We start from the raw sequence: 15170 nt of genomic DNA on the forward strand, positions 1-15170 counted from the left end.
TGCTTCAGCCTCCAAAGGCGCGGACGGCCGCGCAGACCTGGTTAACCGCGTCCGGCGCGAGCGACGGGTGGAGCGGGAGCGAGAGGATCGAGCCGCAGACCTCGTCGGCGCGAGGGCACTCGGCCGGTTCGACCGACGCCATCGCCGGCTGGCGCGGGATCGGAACCGGATAGTGGATGAGCGTCTCGATGCCGCGCGACTGCAGGTGTGCGCGCAGCGGCTCGCGGTCGGCCGCGAGCACGACGAACAGGTGATAGACGTGCCCGCGATCGCACTCGCGCGGCACCCTCACGTGGCGCGCTGCCGCGAGCCCCGCGCGATAGGCGGCGGCGAGCGCCCGGCGCTCGCGCGTCCACTTCGGCAGGAAGCGCAACCGCACGCGGAGGATCGCCGCCTGGATCTCGTCGAGCCGTGTGTTCACGCCCGGTTCCTGGTGACGATAGCGATCGGTCTGCCCGCCGTTGCGGAGGCGCCGGATGCGTTCGGCCAGAGCGGCGTCCGATGTCGTGACCGCGCCGGCGTCGCCCAGGGCGCCGAGATTCTTCGTCGGGTAAAAGCTGAAGGCGGCGGCGGCGCCGAACGTGCCCACGGGGATGCCGTTCGCCGTCGCCAGGTGCGCCTGGCAGCAGTCCTCGACGACCGCGAGGTCGTGTCGCCGCGCCACGTCCATCAGTGCGGGCATGTCCGCCGGCTGCCCGTACAGGTGGACGGGCAGCAGCGCCGCCGTGCGGGGCGTGACGGCCGCCGCGGCCGCGCGAGGATCGAGCGTCAGGCGCTCCGGGTCGATGTCGGCAAAGACCGGGCGCGCGCCGGCCATCATGACGGCGAGGGCGGAATAGGCGGCGGAGAGAGGCGGCGTGATCACCTCGTCGCCCGGCCCGATGCCGAGCGCGCGCAGCGCAAGGGCGATCGCGTCCGTGCCGGTGCCGACGCCCGCCGCGTGCGCGTTGCCGCAGGCCTCCGCGAATTCGTGCTCGAAGGCATCGAGCTCCGGGCCGAGCACGAACCAGCCGCGGTCGAGCACGCGCGCGATGGCGGCGCGCACCTCGTCGGCGTCTTCGCCGGGTCGCAGTTGGAGGAAGGGGATGCCGGTCGCCGTCATGCGAGCGGTGCCGGTGCGCCCGCCGGAGCGTCCAGGTACTTGTCCAGGTGCTCGCGGTAGAACGCGACCGCCTGTCGCAGTCCTTCGCGAAGCGGGACGCGCGGCGCCCAGCCGGTCAGCGCCATGAACCGCGACGAGTCGGCGTAGAAGCTGCCGATGTCGATCGCCTTCTTGTCCCTGGGCCACTCCACGAACCTGGCGGATCCGCTGCCCGCCACATCGATGAGCAGCCGCACGAGGTCGCGATGCGTGGTCGGCTCGCTGCCGCCGACGTTGAACACCTCGCCGTTCACCGCATCCGTGGCGCCAGCCCGCAGGAACGCGTCGGCCACATCGTCGACGAATACGAAATCGCGCACCTGGGATCCGTCGCCGTACACCTGGATCTCGCGTCCTTCAACCGCGAGCCGGATGAACCAGCCGATGAAGCCCTGGCGATTGTGCTTCACGAGCTGACGGGGACCGTAGACATTGGTGAGCCGCAGCGAGCAGGCGCGGATCCCGAAGACGGTGTTGTACACGAGGTGGTAGTACTCGCCCGCCACCTTGTTGACACCGTTGATGTCGGTCGGCCGGACGAGCTGCCGCTCGTCCACCGGCAGGCGCTCGGGCTTTCCGTACACCTGCCGGGTCCCGGCGTACACGACCTTCACCCCGGGATTGTTGCGGCGGCACGCCTCGAGGATCGTCAGCTGGCTTCGGCAGTTGATGTCGAGGTCCGTGTGCGGATCCCGCATGCTGTCGATGTGGCTGACCTGTCCGGCAAGGTTGAAGATTACATCGCAGCCGCGCACCAGGTAGTCCATCGTGGACTGCTGGCGGATGTCTGCGACGTTGACGCGCACGCGCTCCGCGATGCCGTCGATGTTGAAGAGATTGCCGCCGTAGTCGGGAATGAGCGAATCGACGAGGAGCACGTCCGCGCCCAGGCCGACCAGCGCGCGGGCCAGATTGCTCCCGATGAACCCGAGGCCGCCGGTAATCATCACCGGCCGGCCGCGGTAGAAGGCGCGATGGTCGCTCATTGCCCTGCCCGCGCGTCGGCGCGCGCGCCGTTGGGCTGGTGCTCGCGCCTGACCACGAGCGCGAACCACAGCTTCAGCACGTCCACGCCCGTCCTGAAGACGCGCCTGAAGTTGAAGAACTGCGAGCGGCCGTACGCGCGATGGTAGTGGTGTACCGGCACCTCCGCGATGCGGTACCCCGCGTCCTGGATCTTCTTCATCATCTCCAGGCAGATGACGCCGCTGTCCTTCTCGAGCTGCACGCGATCGAAGATGCTCCTGCGCATCATGCGGAAGTCGCAGTCCACGTCGCGCATGCGGAGCCCGAAGAGCAGCTTCACCGCGTGGTGGTACAGGCGGCCGATGACCACGCGGTGCCAGGGATCGGAGCGGCTGATCTTGTACCCGTTGACCATGTCCACGTCGGGCGCGAAGCGCCGCCACAGCAGCGCCATCTCCGACGGGTCGTATTGCGCATCGCCGTCGGTGTAGAAGACGACATCTTTCCGCGCGGCCGCGAAGCCGCTCCGCAGCGCGCCGCCGTACCCGCGGTTGCGCTCGTGCGTCACGACCCGAACCTGCGGATAGAGGCGCGCCAGCTCCGCGAGAACGCGCGGCGTCGCGTCGGCGCTGCCGTCATTGACGACGATGACTTCGAAGTCGGACGTGAGCTGACGCGCCGCCTGCACCGCCATGATCACGAGGCTCGCGATCGTGCCGCCGTCGTTGTAGGCAGGGAAGAAGACGGTCAGGCCAGCCGGCTTCTGCACACCAGAATCGACCATGCCTCAGGGAACGGAAAACCTTAGCACGTCAGCTATTTGCGTGACAAGCTGCGAAGGCGCAGCCGCCACGGCATCAGCAGCGACTCGAAGACGACCCCCTTCGAGAGCTTCGACTCTCCCTCCCGTCGCTCGACAAACACGATCGGCACCTCGCCAACCGTGCAGCCGGCGCGCATCGCCTCGTACAGCGTCTCCACCTGGAACGAGTAGCCGTCCGAGACGATGCGATCGAGCGGAAGGGCGGAAAGCGCCTTGCGCGTCCACGCGCGGAAGCCGCCCGTGCAGTCGTGTGTCGCCATTCCGGTGACCGCGCGCACGTAGTTGTTGCCCGTGGTGCTGAGGATCAGACGCTTCAGCGGCCAGTTGACTACGCTGATGCCGTTCACGTAACGCGAGCCGATCGTGATGTCGAACCGCTCCGCCCCGGCGAGCACCTTTGGCAGGTACACCGGGTCGTGCGACAGGTCCGCATCCATCTGCACGGCGACGTCCACCCCCATCTCGAGGGCCCGGCGAAAACCGTCCACGTACGACCGGCCCAGCCCGCGCTTGCCCGTGCGATGCAGCACGGACATCCGGCCGGGGTACGTCCGTGCGAGCTGCTCGGCCACATCCCCGGTCCCATCCGGTGAGCCGTCGTCCACGACGAGCAACCGGACGTCGTGCTGCAGGACGAGCGGCACGATCTCCGGCAGGTTCTCGCGCTCGTTGTAGGTGGGAATGATGACGAGCGCGTTCACTGGTGCCCCTCGAACCTGAGCGCCGCGATCTGTTCGGACACAAGACCGACGAGAAACACGACGGCCGAGAACAGGATCAGCAGGACCGACGAGTTCGTGACGTGGCTCTGCGTCACGACCGTCCAGACGGCGTACAACGCGCCGAGGAGGAACGCCGCGATGCTCACCGGGAGGAAAATCCGCAGGGGGCTGAACAGCGTGACGACGCGCAGCAGGATGATGTAGAAGCGGAAGCCGTCTCGCGCGAACTTGATCTTCGACGTGCCCACCCGCGGCCTCGCGTCGATGTTCACGAACAGGACGTTGTACCCGGCTTTCAGGAACGCCAGCGTCGTCGTGGTCGGGGTGGAGAAGCCGTTGGGCAGCAGGTGAATGAATTCGCGCAGGCGCGCGAGCCGCGCGGCGCGGAAGCCGGACGTGAGATCCGGGATCGGTCGTCCGGTGAGATACCCGGCGAGCCAGTTGAGCATGGCGTTGCCGGACCGCCGCGCCAGCGTGGCCTGCGTCGCGCCCGAGCGCGCGCCAATCACCAGGTCGTACTCGCCAAGCGGTGCGGTGAGGCGGCGCGTGTCCTCGGGCTGGTGCTGGCCGTCGGCATCGAGGATCAGCACGTAGTCGCTGCGCGCCTGGCGGATCGCGGTCTTCACCGCCGCGCCGTTTCCCTTGTTGTAGGGGTGCCGGACGACGGTCGCGCCGGCCTCGCGCGCGCGCTCGGCCGTGGCGTCCGTGGACCCGTCGTCCACGACGATGATCTCGTGCCAGGGGGCGGCGGCGCGAACGCGCGCGACGACGTCGCCGATCGCCGCCGCTTCGTTGTAGGCGGGAATCAGCACCGAAACCGAAGCTGCGTCGGCCATCGTTAGGTTGCGTGGCGGAAGTTGATCACGTCGCCGTCCTGCACTACGTATTCCTTGCCTTCGAGGCGCAGTTCCGCGTGTTCCTTGCAGGCGGCAAGCGATCCACGCGAGAGCAGCGCATCATACGGCACGACCTCCGCGCGGATGAAGCCGCGCGCGAGGTCGCTGTGGATCTCGCCGGCGGCGAGCTGCGCCGAGGTTCCGCGCGGGATCGACCACGCGCGGCACTCGTCTTCGCCCACCGTGAAGAACGAGATGTATCCCAGCAGATCGTAGCTGGCCCGGATGACGCGATCCAGCCCCGATTCCTTCAGCCCCAGATCCGCCATGAACGCAGCCGCGTCGGCGGGTTCGAGCTGCGCGATTTCAAGCTCGATCTTCGCACACGCGGGGACGGCGCGCGCGGCGCCCGACGCGAGAATCTGGTCGAAGCCGGCGTCGTGGATCGCCTCGTCGGCGTGCGAGAGGTCGGCTTCATCCACGTTCAGCACCAGGAGCACAGGCTTCGCCGACAGCAGCTGGAACCCTCGGAGACGGCGAGCGTCTTCGGGCTCCAGCTCCAGGCCGCGCAGCGCGCGCCCCTCGTCGAGCCGCGCGCGGCAGCGCTGGAGCACGTCCTGCTCTCGCTTGAGTTCCGGGAGGTTCTGCTTCCTGAGATCGCGCTCGAGGCGCTCGAGCCGCCGCTCGACGACGCCGAGGTCCGCGAGAATCAGTTCTTCTTCCATCTCGCGCGCGTCGCGCGCGGGGTCGATCGTTTGCTTGGAATGCGGCACCGACTCGTCGCGGAACCCGCGGACGACGTGCAGCAGCGCGTCGGCGTTGCGGTAAGGCGCGACGTCGAGCAAAGCCTGCGCCGCGCTCCCGCCTCGGGCGGCGCCGTGCGCGATGTCGGCGAATTCCACCGTGGCGGGCACGTGCTTCTTCGGGTTGAACAGCGCCGTGAGACGGTCCAGCCGCTCGTCGGGCACCCGGGATACACCCACGTTGGCGTCGGCTTTGGCCGAGGCCTTCGGGGCCTCCCTCGCCGACGTCATCAGTTGGAACAGGGTGGTCTTGCCGGAAGACGGGAAACCTATGAGGCCTGCGCGGAGCATGAGAAACCCCGATCGTAGCCCAAAAGTGTGACAGTCACACTTCGGAAGGGGGACAGTCACACTTCTTGGCCGGATAAGTGTGACTGTCACACTTATCGGCAGGCGAAAGTTAGGCGTAACCCACTGAGGCTGTGCAGTTTGGCGTTGACATTACCGGGGGTATTCCCTAACATCGGCGTGGACTTTTGTGGACTGAAGTGGAGTAACTGGCGTGCTGCGGGGGAACTACTCGGCCAAAATCGACGACAAGGGTCGATTGAAGGTGCCTACCACCTTCCGGGTACTCGTCCAGGAACAGCACGGCTCGAACCTCTACGTCACCAGCCTCTCGGGCGAGTCGGTTCGGATTTATCCGATGCCGGTCTGGCTCGACATCGAGGCCAAGCTCGCGAAGGTGCCCTCGACGCATCCGGCGCGGGCAAGATTTTTCGATCGCGTGAACTACTACGGCCAGGCCGCGGAGTTCGACACGCAGGGGCGGGTCATCATCCACCCGCGGCTGCGCGACTCGGCAGGCATGAGCGGCGAGGTGGACGTGTTCGGCCAGTACAACTACCTCGAGATCTGGAACCACGACCGGTTCCTCGCGAAGCTGCAGCGCGAGCCGTTCACCGACGACGACGCGCGGGCGCTGTCGGAGTTCGGAATATGACCGGTCTTGTGGCTGCCACAAATTAATCCCATCTCCGGGAAAAATTCGTGGCACCCACAGATTACGTGCACGAGCCGGTCCTACTGGCCGAAGTGCTCGTGGCGCTCGAACCGGCACGCGGCGGCACGTTCGTCGATTGCACGGTCGGCCTGGGAGGACACGCGCGGGCCTTGCTCGACGGAGGCGCCGCCCGGCTCGTCGGCTTCGATCGCGACGCGGACGCGCTGGCCATTGCCGCACAACGGCTCGAGCCCTTCGGGGACCGCGTCACGCTGGCCCACGCCGACTACCGCGAGCTGCCCTCGGCGCTCGCCGCGCGTGGCATCGAGCACGTGACGGGGATTCTCGCCGACCTCGGCGTGTCGTCGATGCAGCTGGAGGCGGAAGGACGCGGGTTCAGTTTCCGGCGCGACGAGCCGCTCGACATGCGGATGGACCGCTCCTCGGGTCCGACGGCCGCCGAGCTGTTGCGCGAGACCGGCGAGGAGGATCTCGCCAATGTGATTTTCCGGTTCGGGGAAGAACGCCACTCGCGCCGCATCGCCCGCGCGATCAAGGCGCGGCGGATCGAGACGACGGGCGAGCTGGCCGAAGTGGTGCGGCGCGCGGTGCCGCACCGGGGGTATCAGCGGATCGACCCGGCGACGCGCACCTTCCAGGCGCTGCGCATCTGGGTCAACCGCGAGCTGGACGGGCTCGACGGGTTCGTCCGGGCAGCGGTCGGCGTGCTGGCGCGCGGGGGGCGCGCCGCGGTCATCAGCTTTCACTCCCTGGAGGATCGGGTGATCAAGCACACGATGCGTGAGCTGGAGCGGGACGGTGCCGTGCGCCTGCTCTCGCGCAAGCCGATCGGCCCTTCGGACGCGGAGGCCGACCGCAATCCGCGCGCGCGCAGCGCCAAGCTGCGCGCGGCCGAGAAGCTGTCATGAGCGCGGTTGATTTCGAATACGCCATCAAGAAGGACATCCGCAACAACCCCATCGTCCGGGAGGTGGACGAGGCGCGGCAGCGCGAGCTGTGGCGCTCGCTCGCGGTCGGCGCGTTCCTCGTGGGCGTCCTGCTCTTCTCGGCGTGGCAGCACTTCGAGTTGATCAGCCATGGCTACCAGATCGAACGGCTGCAGCGGGAGCGCGCGGCCGAGGAAGAGATCAACCGTCACCTGCGCCTCGAGATCGAGACGCTGAAGTCGCCCGCGCGGATCGAGCGGATCGCGACAGAGAAGCTGCACATGGTGGCGCCCGCGGCGGGCGACGCCATCGTCATCGAGAAGGTCACGCCGCCGGCCCCGCCTGACAAGGCGGTCGTCGCGTCGCGGTAAAGGAGCGTTCGTTGGCCGATCGGCGGGGGGTACGGCTGTCGACGCTGATCGCGCGTGCGCGCGGTCGCGGACGGCCTGCGCGCGCCGCGCGCCGCCGCGACGGGGCGGCGACCCCTCCCGGCTGGCGCGCCGTCGTCCAGAAGCGGCTCGTCGTCACGGCACTCCTGTTTGCGGCGTGGGGCGCGGGGATCCAGGCGCGCCTCGTGTGGCTCCAGGTCATTCAGCACTCGGATCTCACGGCCCGCGCCGAGCGCCAGCAGATGCGGACGGTCGACGCCGTGGCCAAGCGGGGCGAGATCCTCGATCGCAACGGCCACGTGCTCGCCTACAGCGTCGACGCCGAGTCGGTGTACGCCGTTCCCACGGAAGTGAAGGATCCCGCGCGGACCGCCGCGACGCTGTGCGGCGCGTTTGACGACTGCGACAGCCGGGAGCGGCAGCGCATTGAGGAGCGCTTGCGGCGCCAGAAGGCGTTCGCCTTCGTTCGCCGGCAGCTCTCACCGGACGAGGCCCGGCGCATCGCCTCGCTCAAGCTCGACGGCATCGGGTTCCTCAAGGAGAACCGCCGCTACTACCCGAAGAAGGAGCTCGCCGCGCACGTCATCGGCTACGCGGGCGTTGAGAACGTCGGGCTGGCGGGGATCGAGTCCGCCTTCGATTCGCAGATTCGCGGGCGTGCCGGCCGGATCCTGATCCAGGCCGATGCGCGCCGCCACACCGTGTTCAGCCGGGTCGAACGCCCGGCCACCGCCGGCGCCGACATCGAGCTGACGATCGACGAGTACCTCCAGTACATCGCCGAGCGTGAGCTGCGCGCGACCGTCGCGGAGAACCGCGCGACGGGCGGCACCATCGTCATCATGGAGCCGAACTCGGGCGAGATCCTCGCGCTGGCGAACTACCCGACGTTCAACCCCAACACGTTCTGGCGTTACCAGCGCTCTCACACGCGGAACCGGGCGATCCAGGAGATCTACGAGCCGGGGTCGACCTTCAAGATCGTCACGGCGTCGGCGGCGTTCGAGGAATCGGTGGTCGATCCCGAGGATCTGATCAACGTCACCGGCGGCCGGATCGCGTTCGGTGCGCGCGTCATCCACGACACGCACGACTACGGGATCCTGTCGTTCACCGACGTGCTCGTGAAGTCGAGCAACGTCGGCGCGATCAAGATTGGCCTCAAGCTCGGACCCGAGCGCCTGAACCGGTACGTGCATCGCTTCGGGTTCGGCCAGACGCTGTCGCCCGAGCTGCGCGGCGAATCGCAGGGGATCGTGTGGAACGCGGGGGAGCTGAACGACAGCGCGCTGGCGTCGGTCTCGATGGGCTACCAGATCGGCGTCACGCCGCTGCAGATGGCCACCGCGGTCAGCTCGGTCGCCAATGGCGGCGAGCTCATGGAGCCGCACATCGTTCGTGCCGTGGTCCGCAACGGCCGTCGCACCGAAACTCCGCGAAAGGCGCTCCGGCGGACCATTTCTGCGAACACGGCGGCCGAGCTGACGGCCATTCTCGAGGACGTCGTCGAGCGCGGGACGGCCCGGGCGGCGAAGCTCGAGTCCTATCAGGTAGCGGGCAAGACCGGCACGGCGGCCAAGCTCGTCGGCGGACGGTACTCGAAGAGCGAGTACCACGCGTCGTTCATCGGCTTCGTGCCCTCGCGTCGTCCTGCTCTGACGATCCTGGTCGTGATCGACTCGCCGCGCTCGAAGGGTTACTACGGCGGCGTGGTCGCCGCGCCGGTGTTCAAGCGCGTCGCCGAAGCCGCGTTGCGGCACCTCGGCGTGCCCCCGACCGTCAACCCGGTTCCTCCAGTGCTCGTCGCGCGCAACGCGGGCGACAGCCGCGACGTGCCGGTGCCCACGCGTGCCGCCGCCGTCCTTGACGCCGGCGTCCAGGTTGCGCGCGACGGGCTCATGCCGGACCTCCGCGGGCTGAGCGGGCGCGAAGCCCTGCGCATGGCGGCGAAGCTCGGGCTGGCGACGCATCTTCGCGGGCGCGGGCTCGTGGTTGAACAGTCCCCGCTGCCCGGGACGGCCGTCGAGCGCGGCACCCCGTGCGAAATCGTGCTGGGACGGGAAGGAGCCACGCCGTGACGTTGGGCGTGCTGCTCCAGGCCGCCGCATCGACGCGCGTTGCCGCCGGCACGATCGACCGCGCGCTCGCCCGGCGCGAGGTGAGCGCGATCGGGTACGACTCGCGTCGTGCTCAGCCGGCGTCCGTGTTCATCGCGATGCGCGGCGAGCGTGCCGACGGCGCGTCGTTCGCCCCCCAGGCCGTGGCCCGCGGGGCGATGGCCGTGATTGCCGAAACGCCGAATCCGGACCTGCCCGTCGCGTGGATCGTCGTCGCGGACGCGCGCCAGGCGATCGCAGAGCTTGCGGCGGCGTTCTTCGATCGCCCGAGCGAGGCGATGCAGGTGGTCGGCATCACCGGCACCAACGGCAAGACGACGACGTCGTACCTGCTCCAGTCCATCTTCGAAGCCGCCGGCGTGAAATGCGGGCGTATCGGGACGGTCGGGTACAGCGTCGCGGGAGAGGAGCGCGCCGCGCCGCATACGACGCCCGAAGCTCCCGACATCCAGGCGATGCTGCGCGAAATGGTCAACGCCGGCAGCGGCGCCTGCGCGATGGAGGTCTCCTCGCACGCGCTCGCCCTCAGGCGGGTGGACGCGATGCGCTTCGCCGCCGCGATCTTCACGAACCTGACGCGCGACCACCTCGACTTTCACGAAAACATGGACGCGTATTTCGAGGCGAAGCGGCGGCTCTTCGAGATGCTGCCACCGGGCAGCGTCGCCTCGATCAACGCAGACGATGCGCGCGCGGCGGCGCTCGTCGAGGTTTCGCCACGCCCGGTCACGTATGCCGTCGACCGCCCCGCGGACGTCACGCCCGGCCCGATTGACATGTCCATCGAGGGCCTGGCATTCGAGATCCGCACGCCGCGCGGGTTGCTGCGGGTCCGCTCCAGGCTCGTCGGCCGCCCGAACGTCTACAACATCCTGTCCGCCGTGGCCGTCAGCGTGGCGCTCGACCTGCCGTTCGACGCGCTCGAACGCGGCGTCGAGGCCCTGGAGCACGTGCCCGGCAGGTTCCAGGTTGTCTCGGGCGAAGGCGACGACGTCCGCGTCGTGATCGACTACGCCCACACGGACGATGCGCTGCGCAACCTGCTCGAGACCGCGCGGCCGCTCGCTGCGGCCCGGGTGATCACCGTCTTCGGGTGCGGGGGCGATCGCGATCGAACGAAACGGCCGCTCATGGGCGCCGTCGCCGCTCGACTGAGCGATGTCGTCATCCTCACCTCCGACAACCCACGGAGCGAAGACCCGGACCGCATCATCGACGAGATCCAGCGGGGCATCCCGGCAGGGAGTCAGAAGAGCACCGCGAAGCGACCCCAGGTGCTCACGATTGTCGATCGCCGCGCGGCCATCGACCGGGCGGTGAAGGACGCGCGCGCCGGCGACCTCGTCCTGATCGCCGGCAAGGGGCACGAGCGCACCCAGACGGTCGGCACGCGCGTGCTGCCGTTCGACGACGTCGAAGTGGCGCGCGGCGCGCTGGCGCGCCGGCGCGCCGGGAGCCGGGTCTCCTCATGACGCGCCGCGAGCACATGCGACTGAACGCGCAGTGGATCGCGCAGGCCTGCGACGGGACGCTCGTCGCGGGCGATCCGCGCCAGGCGATCGACGGGTTCTCGATCGATACGCGGACGCTCGCGCCCGGCGATCTGTTCATCGCGCTGCGTGGCGAGCGATTCGACGGCAACGCGTTCATCCGCGAGGCGCTCGCGAAAGGGGCGTCCGGCGTCATCGCGGACCGCGGCTTCACGTGGCCGGCAGACACGGCGGGTGTCGCGATTGCGGTGCACGACACGCTTCGCGCCCTGCAGACCCTGGCTGCGGCGGTGCGCCGTTCGTCCGGAACCCGGGTCGTGGCCGTGACCGGCAGCGCGGGGAAGACGACCACGAAAGAGATCGCGGCGGAGTTCCTCGGCGCCCGGTACCAGGTGTTTCGCAACACGGGGAACCTGAACAACCATATCGGGCTGCCGCTGTCCCTTCTCGAGCTCAGGCACGCGCCGGACGTCGCCGTCGTGGAGCTTGGCATGAACCATCCGGGCGAGATCCGCACGCTCGTCGACATCGCGCGCCCGGACGTTCGCGTGTGGACCAACGTGGGCGACGCGCACCTGGGGTTCTTCGGCACGCCCGACGCGATCGCCGACGCGAAGGCGGAGGTTCTCGAGTTGGCCGCCCCCGGCGACATCGTGGTGGCCAACGCAGACGATGCGCGCGTCATGCAGCGGGTGCGGCGCTTCCCGGGGAGCACGATCACGTTCGGGATCGATCGTCCGGCAGACGTGAAAGCCGGGCAGGTGGAGGATCGTGGCGTGGACGGCTCGCGCGCGCGCGTCGTGATGCCGCACGGCGAGCGGACACTGAGCACACCGCTGCTCGGCCGCGGGAATCTGTACAACGTGCTGGCAGCCACGGCGGTCGCCCTGCACTTCGGCATCGGGCTGGACGAGGTGGCAAGTCGCACGGCCTCTCTTCGACCCGCGTACCACCGCGGCGAAGTGATCCGCCTGGCCAGCGGCGTGACGCTCATCGACGACTCGTACAACTCGAGCCCGTCCGCGCTCCAGCGCGCGCTGGATGTCGTCGCGCGGAGCACCGGGTACTCCCGCAGGGCGGCGGTGCTCGGCGAGATGCTGGAGCTTGGCGACCTGGCGGCCGGGCTCCACGAACGCTGCGGCGAATCGGCCGGACGAGCAGGCCTGGCGTGGCTGATTGCGGTCGGCGGCGAGCCGGCTGCCGCCCTGGCGCGCGCGGCCTCGCGGTCGGGCGTGCCGCAGGAAGGCGTGCTCCACGTGCCGAACAGCACCGAGGCCGCGGAAGCCGCGCTCGCGCGCGTCCGCCCGGGCGATCTCGTCCTCGTGAAGGGCTCCCGCGGAATCGGCACGGACCGCGTGGTGGCGCGCATGAAGGAGGCGGCGGCGTAATGCTCTACCACCTCCTGTACCCGCTGCACACGTCGATCTCGGCGCTGAACGTGACGCGGTACATCACGTTCCGCACGGCGGCGGCGAGCGTCACGGCGCTCGCCATCAGCCTCTTACTCGGCCCCTGGCTGATCCGGCGCCTCCGCGAGTTCCAGATTGGGCAGGTCGTCCGCCACGACGGCCCCGCGACGCACCGCACGAAGGCGGGCACACCCACCATGGGGGGGCTGTTGATCCTCGCGGCGGCGCTGATCCCCACGCTGCTCTGGGCCGATCTGACGAACCCGTACATCTGGATCGCCGTGCTCGCAACCGCGGCGTTCGGCGGCGTCGGGTTTCTCGACGACTACTTGAAGGTGACGCGGCGCTCCCATCACGGGTTGCGCCCGCGCGACAAGATGGGCGGGCAGGTCGTCGTCGCGCTGCTTGTTGGCCTGGCGGTGCTCTGGCTGTCCAACACGCAGCCGCCGCTCTACAACACGCGCCTGATCTTCCCGTTCTTCAAGCGCCTGATCCCCGACCTGGGAGTGTTCTACGTCGCGTTTGCGGTGCTGGTGCTCGTGAGCTGGTCGAATGCCGTGAACCTCACCGACGGTCTGGACGGGCTGGCGATCAGCATTTTCGCCGTCGCCGCCGCGGCGCTCACCGCGCTCGCCTACATCAGCGGGCATCGGATTTTCGCGGAGTACCTGCAGTTGCTGCGGCTGACGCCGCTCGCGGGCGAGCTGACGATCTTCTGCGGCTCGCTCGTCGGCGCGAGCCTCGGGTTCCTCTGGTACAACTCGTACCCCGCCGAAATCTTCATGGGAGACGTCGGGTCGCTGGCGCTTGGCGGCGCGCTCGGGACCGTCGCCATCCTGATCAAGCAGGAACTGCTCCTCATCATTGTCGGCGGGGTGTTCGTGGCCGAAGCCGCGTCGGTCGTGATTCAGGTCGCCTCGTTCAAGCTGACCGGGCAGCGCGTGTTCCGCATGGCCCCGCTCCACCATCACTTCGAGTTGATCGGGTGGAGCGAGCCCAAGGTCATCACCCGCTTTCTGATCCTCGCGATCCTCTGCGCGTTGTTCAGCCTGACAACGCTGAAGCTCAGGTGATGGCGTGGCGAACTTCAGCGTGGCGGGGCAGCGGGTGGTGGTCGTCGGCGCGGCGCGAAGCGGGTTGGCCGCGGCGCACCTGCTGGCGAAGCGAGGCGCACGCGTGACGCTCACCGACGTGAAACCGCAGGTCGAGGGGGCGGAGGCGCTGGTGGCGGCGGGAGTCGATCTCGAGCTGGGGGGCCACGGTGCGGACACGCTCGCTCGTGCCGACCTCGTGGTGCTCAGCCCCGGTGTCCCGTCGCGCCAGGCGGCGATTGACGTCGCGCGCGCCAGGAACATCCCGGTCATCGGTGAGGTGGAGCTCGCCTCACGCTGGCTGAAAGGACGAATCATCGCGGTCACCGGCACGAAGGGGAAGTCGACGACGACGACACTCATCGGACGCATGCTCGCGGAAGGGGGCATGCGCGCGCCCGTCGGCGGGAACATCGGCCTTGCGCTCAGCGCGCAGGTCGAAGACTCGACGCCGGACACGCTGCACGTGGTTGAAGTCAGCAGCTTTCAGCTGGAGGGCACCGGGACGTTTCACCCGTGGGTGGCGGTGCTGCTGAACTTTTCGCGCGATCACCTCGACCGCCATGCGTCCGTTGAGGAGTATGCCGGTGCGAAGGCGCGAATCTTCGCCAACCAGGAACCGGGCGACTGGGCGGTCATCAACGCCGACGATCCCCAGGTCCTGGAGCTGGCGCGCGGCGGCCGCGCGCGCCGCCTGTTTTTCGGCGGTGCCACGCTCGACGAAGGGATTGCGACGACGTCAACCGCGATCGTCAGGCGATCGCGGGGGCGGGATGAAACGCTCGTGCCGCTGTCGTCCGTGAAGCTGATCGGCCGGCACCTCCTCGCGGATGTCGCGGCGGCGGCGGGGGTGGCCTCGATTGCCGGAGTCGCACCCGCGGCCATGACGCGCGCCGTCGAGGGGTTCACCGGCCTGGAGCACGCGCTCGAACCGGCCGGCGAGGTGCGCGGGATTCGGTTCGTCAACGACTCGAAGGCGACCAACATCGAGGCGGCGCGGCGCGCGATCGAGAGCTTCGATGCCGGACTCGTCGTGATTCTCGGCGGCCGGTTCAAAGGCGGCGATTTCGCCGATTTGCGCGAGCCGCTGGCGGCGCGTGCCGCCGCGGTGATCGCCATGGGCGAGGCCCGTGGGCTCGTGACAGGCGCGCTCGAAGGGGCGGTGGCCGTGCGAGAGGTCGACACTTTTCACGATGCCGTGCGCGCCGCCTACAGCGCCGCATCCGCGCCCGGAACGGTGCTGCTGGCCCCGGCGTGCGCGAGCTTCGACATGTTCCGCGATTACGCGGAGCGCGGCCGGGCGTTCAAAGCGGAAGTGGCGGCGTTGAAGAAGGAGATCGAAGGGGTTTAGCCGCCGGCCTCCGGACCGGCGGCTACTCGCGGGTCGGGCTGACCGTGGCGCAGGCCGCAGCCGGCCGTCCGTGAGATCAATCCGTGAGCGGTGAGCAGTCATCAGGGGGCCCCAGCGATAGGGAACTGGCCGCTGGGAGCGC

The 15170-nt window shown here is 69.0% G+C and carries 14 protein-coding genes; 8 read left to right on the top strand and 6 right to left on the bottom strand.

Going from position 1 to position 15170, the window contains the following annotated elements; all coding sequences use genetic code 11:
• Positions 1 to 4 precede the first annotated feature (4 nt).
• From HYU53_05605 to ychF, 6 genes are read right to left on the bottom strand one after another with little or no spacing between them, the layout of a single operon-like run.
• The gene (locus HYU53_05605) at positions 5 to 1102 is read right to left on the bottom strand and encodes a DegT/DnrJ/EryC1/StrS family aminotransferase (GenBank protein ID MBI2220666.1); all 1098 of its coding nucleotides are present in this window, start codon (positions 1100 to 1102) and stop codon (positions 5 to 7) included.
• The gene (locus HYU53_05610) at positions 1099 to 2127 is read right to left on the bottom strand and encodes an NAD-dependent epimerase/dehydratase family protein (protein MBI2220667.1); all 1029 of its coding nucleotides are present in this window, start codon (positions 2125 to 2127) and stop codon (positions 1099 to 1101) included. The genes HYU53_05605 and HYU53_05610 overlap by 4 nt, the downstream gene beginning before the upstream one ends.
• The gene (locus HYU53_05615) at positions 2124 to 2891 is read right to left on the bottom strand and encodes a glycosyltransferase family 2 protein (protein MBI2220668.1); all 768 of its coding nucleotides are present in this window, start codon (positions 2889 to 2891) and stop codon (positions 2124 to 2126) included. The genes HYU53_05610 and HYU53_05615 overlap by 4 nt, the downstream gene beginning before the upstream one ends.
• 32 nt (positions 2892 to 2923) lie before the next feature.
• Entirely contained in the window at positions 2924 to 3631 is a 708-nt protein-coding gene (locus HYU53_05620; protein ID MBI2220669.1) for a polyprenol monophosphomannose synthase, read from the bottom strand.
• A complete protein-coding gene (locus HYU53_05625; protein MBI2220670.1) occupies positions 3628 to 4488 on the bottom strand; it encodes a glycosyltransferase family 2 protein in 861 nt (286 codons plus the stop codon). The genes HYU53_05620 and HYU53_05625 overlap by 4 nt, the downstream gene beginning before the upstream one ends.
• Before the next feature lie 2 nt (positions 4489 to 4490).
• Positions 4491 to 5582 carry a redox-regulated ATPase YchF gene (gene ychF / locus HYU53_05630; GenBank protein ID MBI2220671.1) on the bottom strand — a complete coding sequence of 364 codons (1092 nt, stop codon included), beginning with the start codon at positions 5580 to 5582 and terminating at the stop codon, positions 4491 to 4493.
• 211 nt (positions 5583 to 5793) lie between these two features.
• On the opposite strand from ychF, the gene HYU53_05635 reads away from it, so the two are divergent.
• Genes HYU53_05635 through murD form a run of 8 tightly spaced genes read left to right on the top strand, consistent with a single transcriptional unit; the run spans position 5794 to position 15028 of the window.
• Positions 5794 to 6234, top strand: coding sequence for a division/cell wall cluster transcriptional repressor MraZ (locus HYU53_05635; GenBank protein MBI2220672.1), 441 nt, complete (start codon positions 5794 to 5796; stop codon positions 6232 to 6234).
• Positions 6235 to 6281: 47 nt separating this feature from the next.
• Complete coding sequence (gene rsmH / locus HYU53_05640) at positions 6282 to 7163, top strand: 16S rRNA (cytosine(1402)-N(4))-methyltransferase RsmH (protein ID MBI2220673.1); 882 nt, start codon at positions 6282 to 6284, stop codon at positions 7161 to 7163.
• Positions 7160 to 7552 (top strand): cell division protein FtsL, encoded by a 393-nt coding sequence (gene ftsL, locus HYU53_05645; GenBank protein ID MBI2220674.1) that lies wholly within the window; start codon positions 7160 to 7162, stop codon positions 7550 to 7552. The genes rsmH and ftsL overlap by 4 nt, the downstream gene beginning before the upstream one ends.
• 11 nt (positions 7553 to 7563) lie before the next feature.
• A complete protein-coding gene (locus HYU53_05650; GenBank protein MBI2220675.1) occupies positions 7564 to 9648 on the top strand; it encodes a transpeptidase family protein in 2085 nt (694 codons plus the stop codon).
• Positions 9645 to 11159, top strand: a complete 1515-nt coding sequence (locus HYU53_05655) for a UDP-N-acetylmuramoyl-L-alanyl-D-glutamate--2,6-diaminopimelate ligase (protein ID MBI2220676.1) — start codon at positions 9645 to 9647, stop codon at positions 11157 to 11159. The genes HYU53_05650 and HYU53_05655 overlap by 4 nt, the downstream gene beginning before the upstream one ends.
• On the top strand, positions 11156 to 12565 hold the full coding sequence (locus HYU53_05660) for a UDP-N-acetylmuramoyl-tripeptide--D-alanyl-D-alanine ligase (GenBank protein MBI2220677.1): 1410 nt from the start codon (positions 11156 to 11158) through the stop codon (positions 12563 to 12565). Before HYU53_05655 ends, HYU53_05660 begins: the two co-directional genes overlap by 4 nt.
• Positions 12565 to 13659 (top strand): phospho-N-acetylmuramoyl-pentapeptide-transferase, encoded by a 1095-nt coding sequence (locus tag HYU53_05665; GenBank protein MBI2220678.1) that lies wholly within the window; start codon positions 12565 to 12567, stop codon positions 13657 to 13659. Before HYU53_05660 ends, HYU53_05665 begins: the two co-directional genes overlap by 1 nt.
• Before the next feature lie 4 nt (positions 13660 to 13663).
• The gene (gene murD, locus HYU53_05670; protein ID MBI2220679.1) at positions 13664 to 15028 is read left to right on the top strand and encodes a UDP-N-acetylmuramoyl-L-alanine--D-glutamate ligase; all 1365 of its coding nucleotides are present in this window, start codon (positions 13664 to 13666) and stop codon (positions 15026 to 15028) included.
• Positions 15029 to 15170 lie beyond the last annotated feature (142 nt).

The organism is Acidobacteriota bacterium (assembly GCA_016184105.1).
GTDB lineage: Bacteria > Acidobacteriota > Vicinamibacteria > Vicinamibacterales > 2-12-FULL-66-21 > JACPDI01.

Excerpts from the sequence above, each read along its gene's own strand:
- HYU53_05665 (MBI2220678.1), top strand. The coding sequence starts at position 12,565 with ATGCTCTACCACCTCCTGTACCCGCTGCACACGTCGATCTCGGCGCTG.
- HYU53_05615 (MBI2220668.1), bottom strand. The coding sequence starts at position 2,891 with ATGGTCGATTCTGGTGTGCAGAAGCCGGCTGGCCTGACCGTCTTCTTC.
- HYU53_05610 (MBI2220667.1), bottom strand. The coding sequence starts at position 2,127 with ATGAGCGACCATCGCGCCTTCTACCGCGGCCGGCCGGTGATGATTACC.
- HYU53_05625 (MBI2220670.1), bottom strand. The coding sequence starts at position 4,488 with ATGGCCGACGCAGCTTCGGTTTCGGTGCTGATTCCCGCCTACAACGAA.
- ychF (MBI2220671.1), bottom strand. The coding sequence starts at position 5,582 with ATGCTCCGCGCAGGCCTCATAGGTTTCCCGTCTTCCGGCAAGACCACC.
- ftsL (MBI2220674.1), top strand. The coding sequence starts at position 7,160 with ATGAGCGCGGTTGATTTCGAATACGCCATCAAGAAGGACATCCGCAAC.
- HYU53_05605 (MBI2220666.1), bottom strand. The coding sequence starts at position 1,102 with ATGACGGCGACCGGCATCCCCTTCCTCCAACTGCGACCCGGCGAAGAC.
- HYU53_05660 (MBI2220677.1), top strand. The coding sequence starts at position 11,156 with ATGACGCGCCGCGAGCACATGCGACTGAACGCGCAGTGGATCGCGCAG.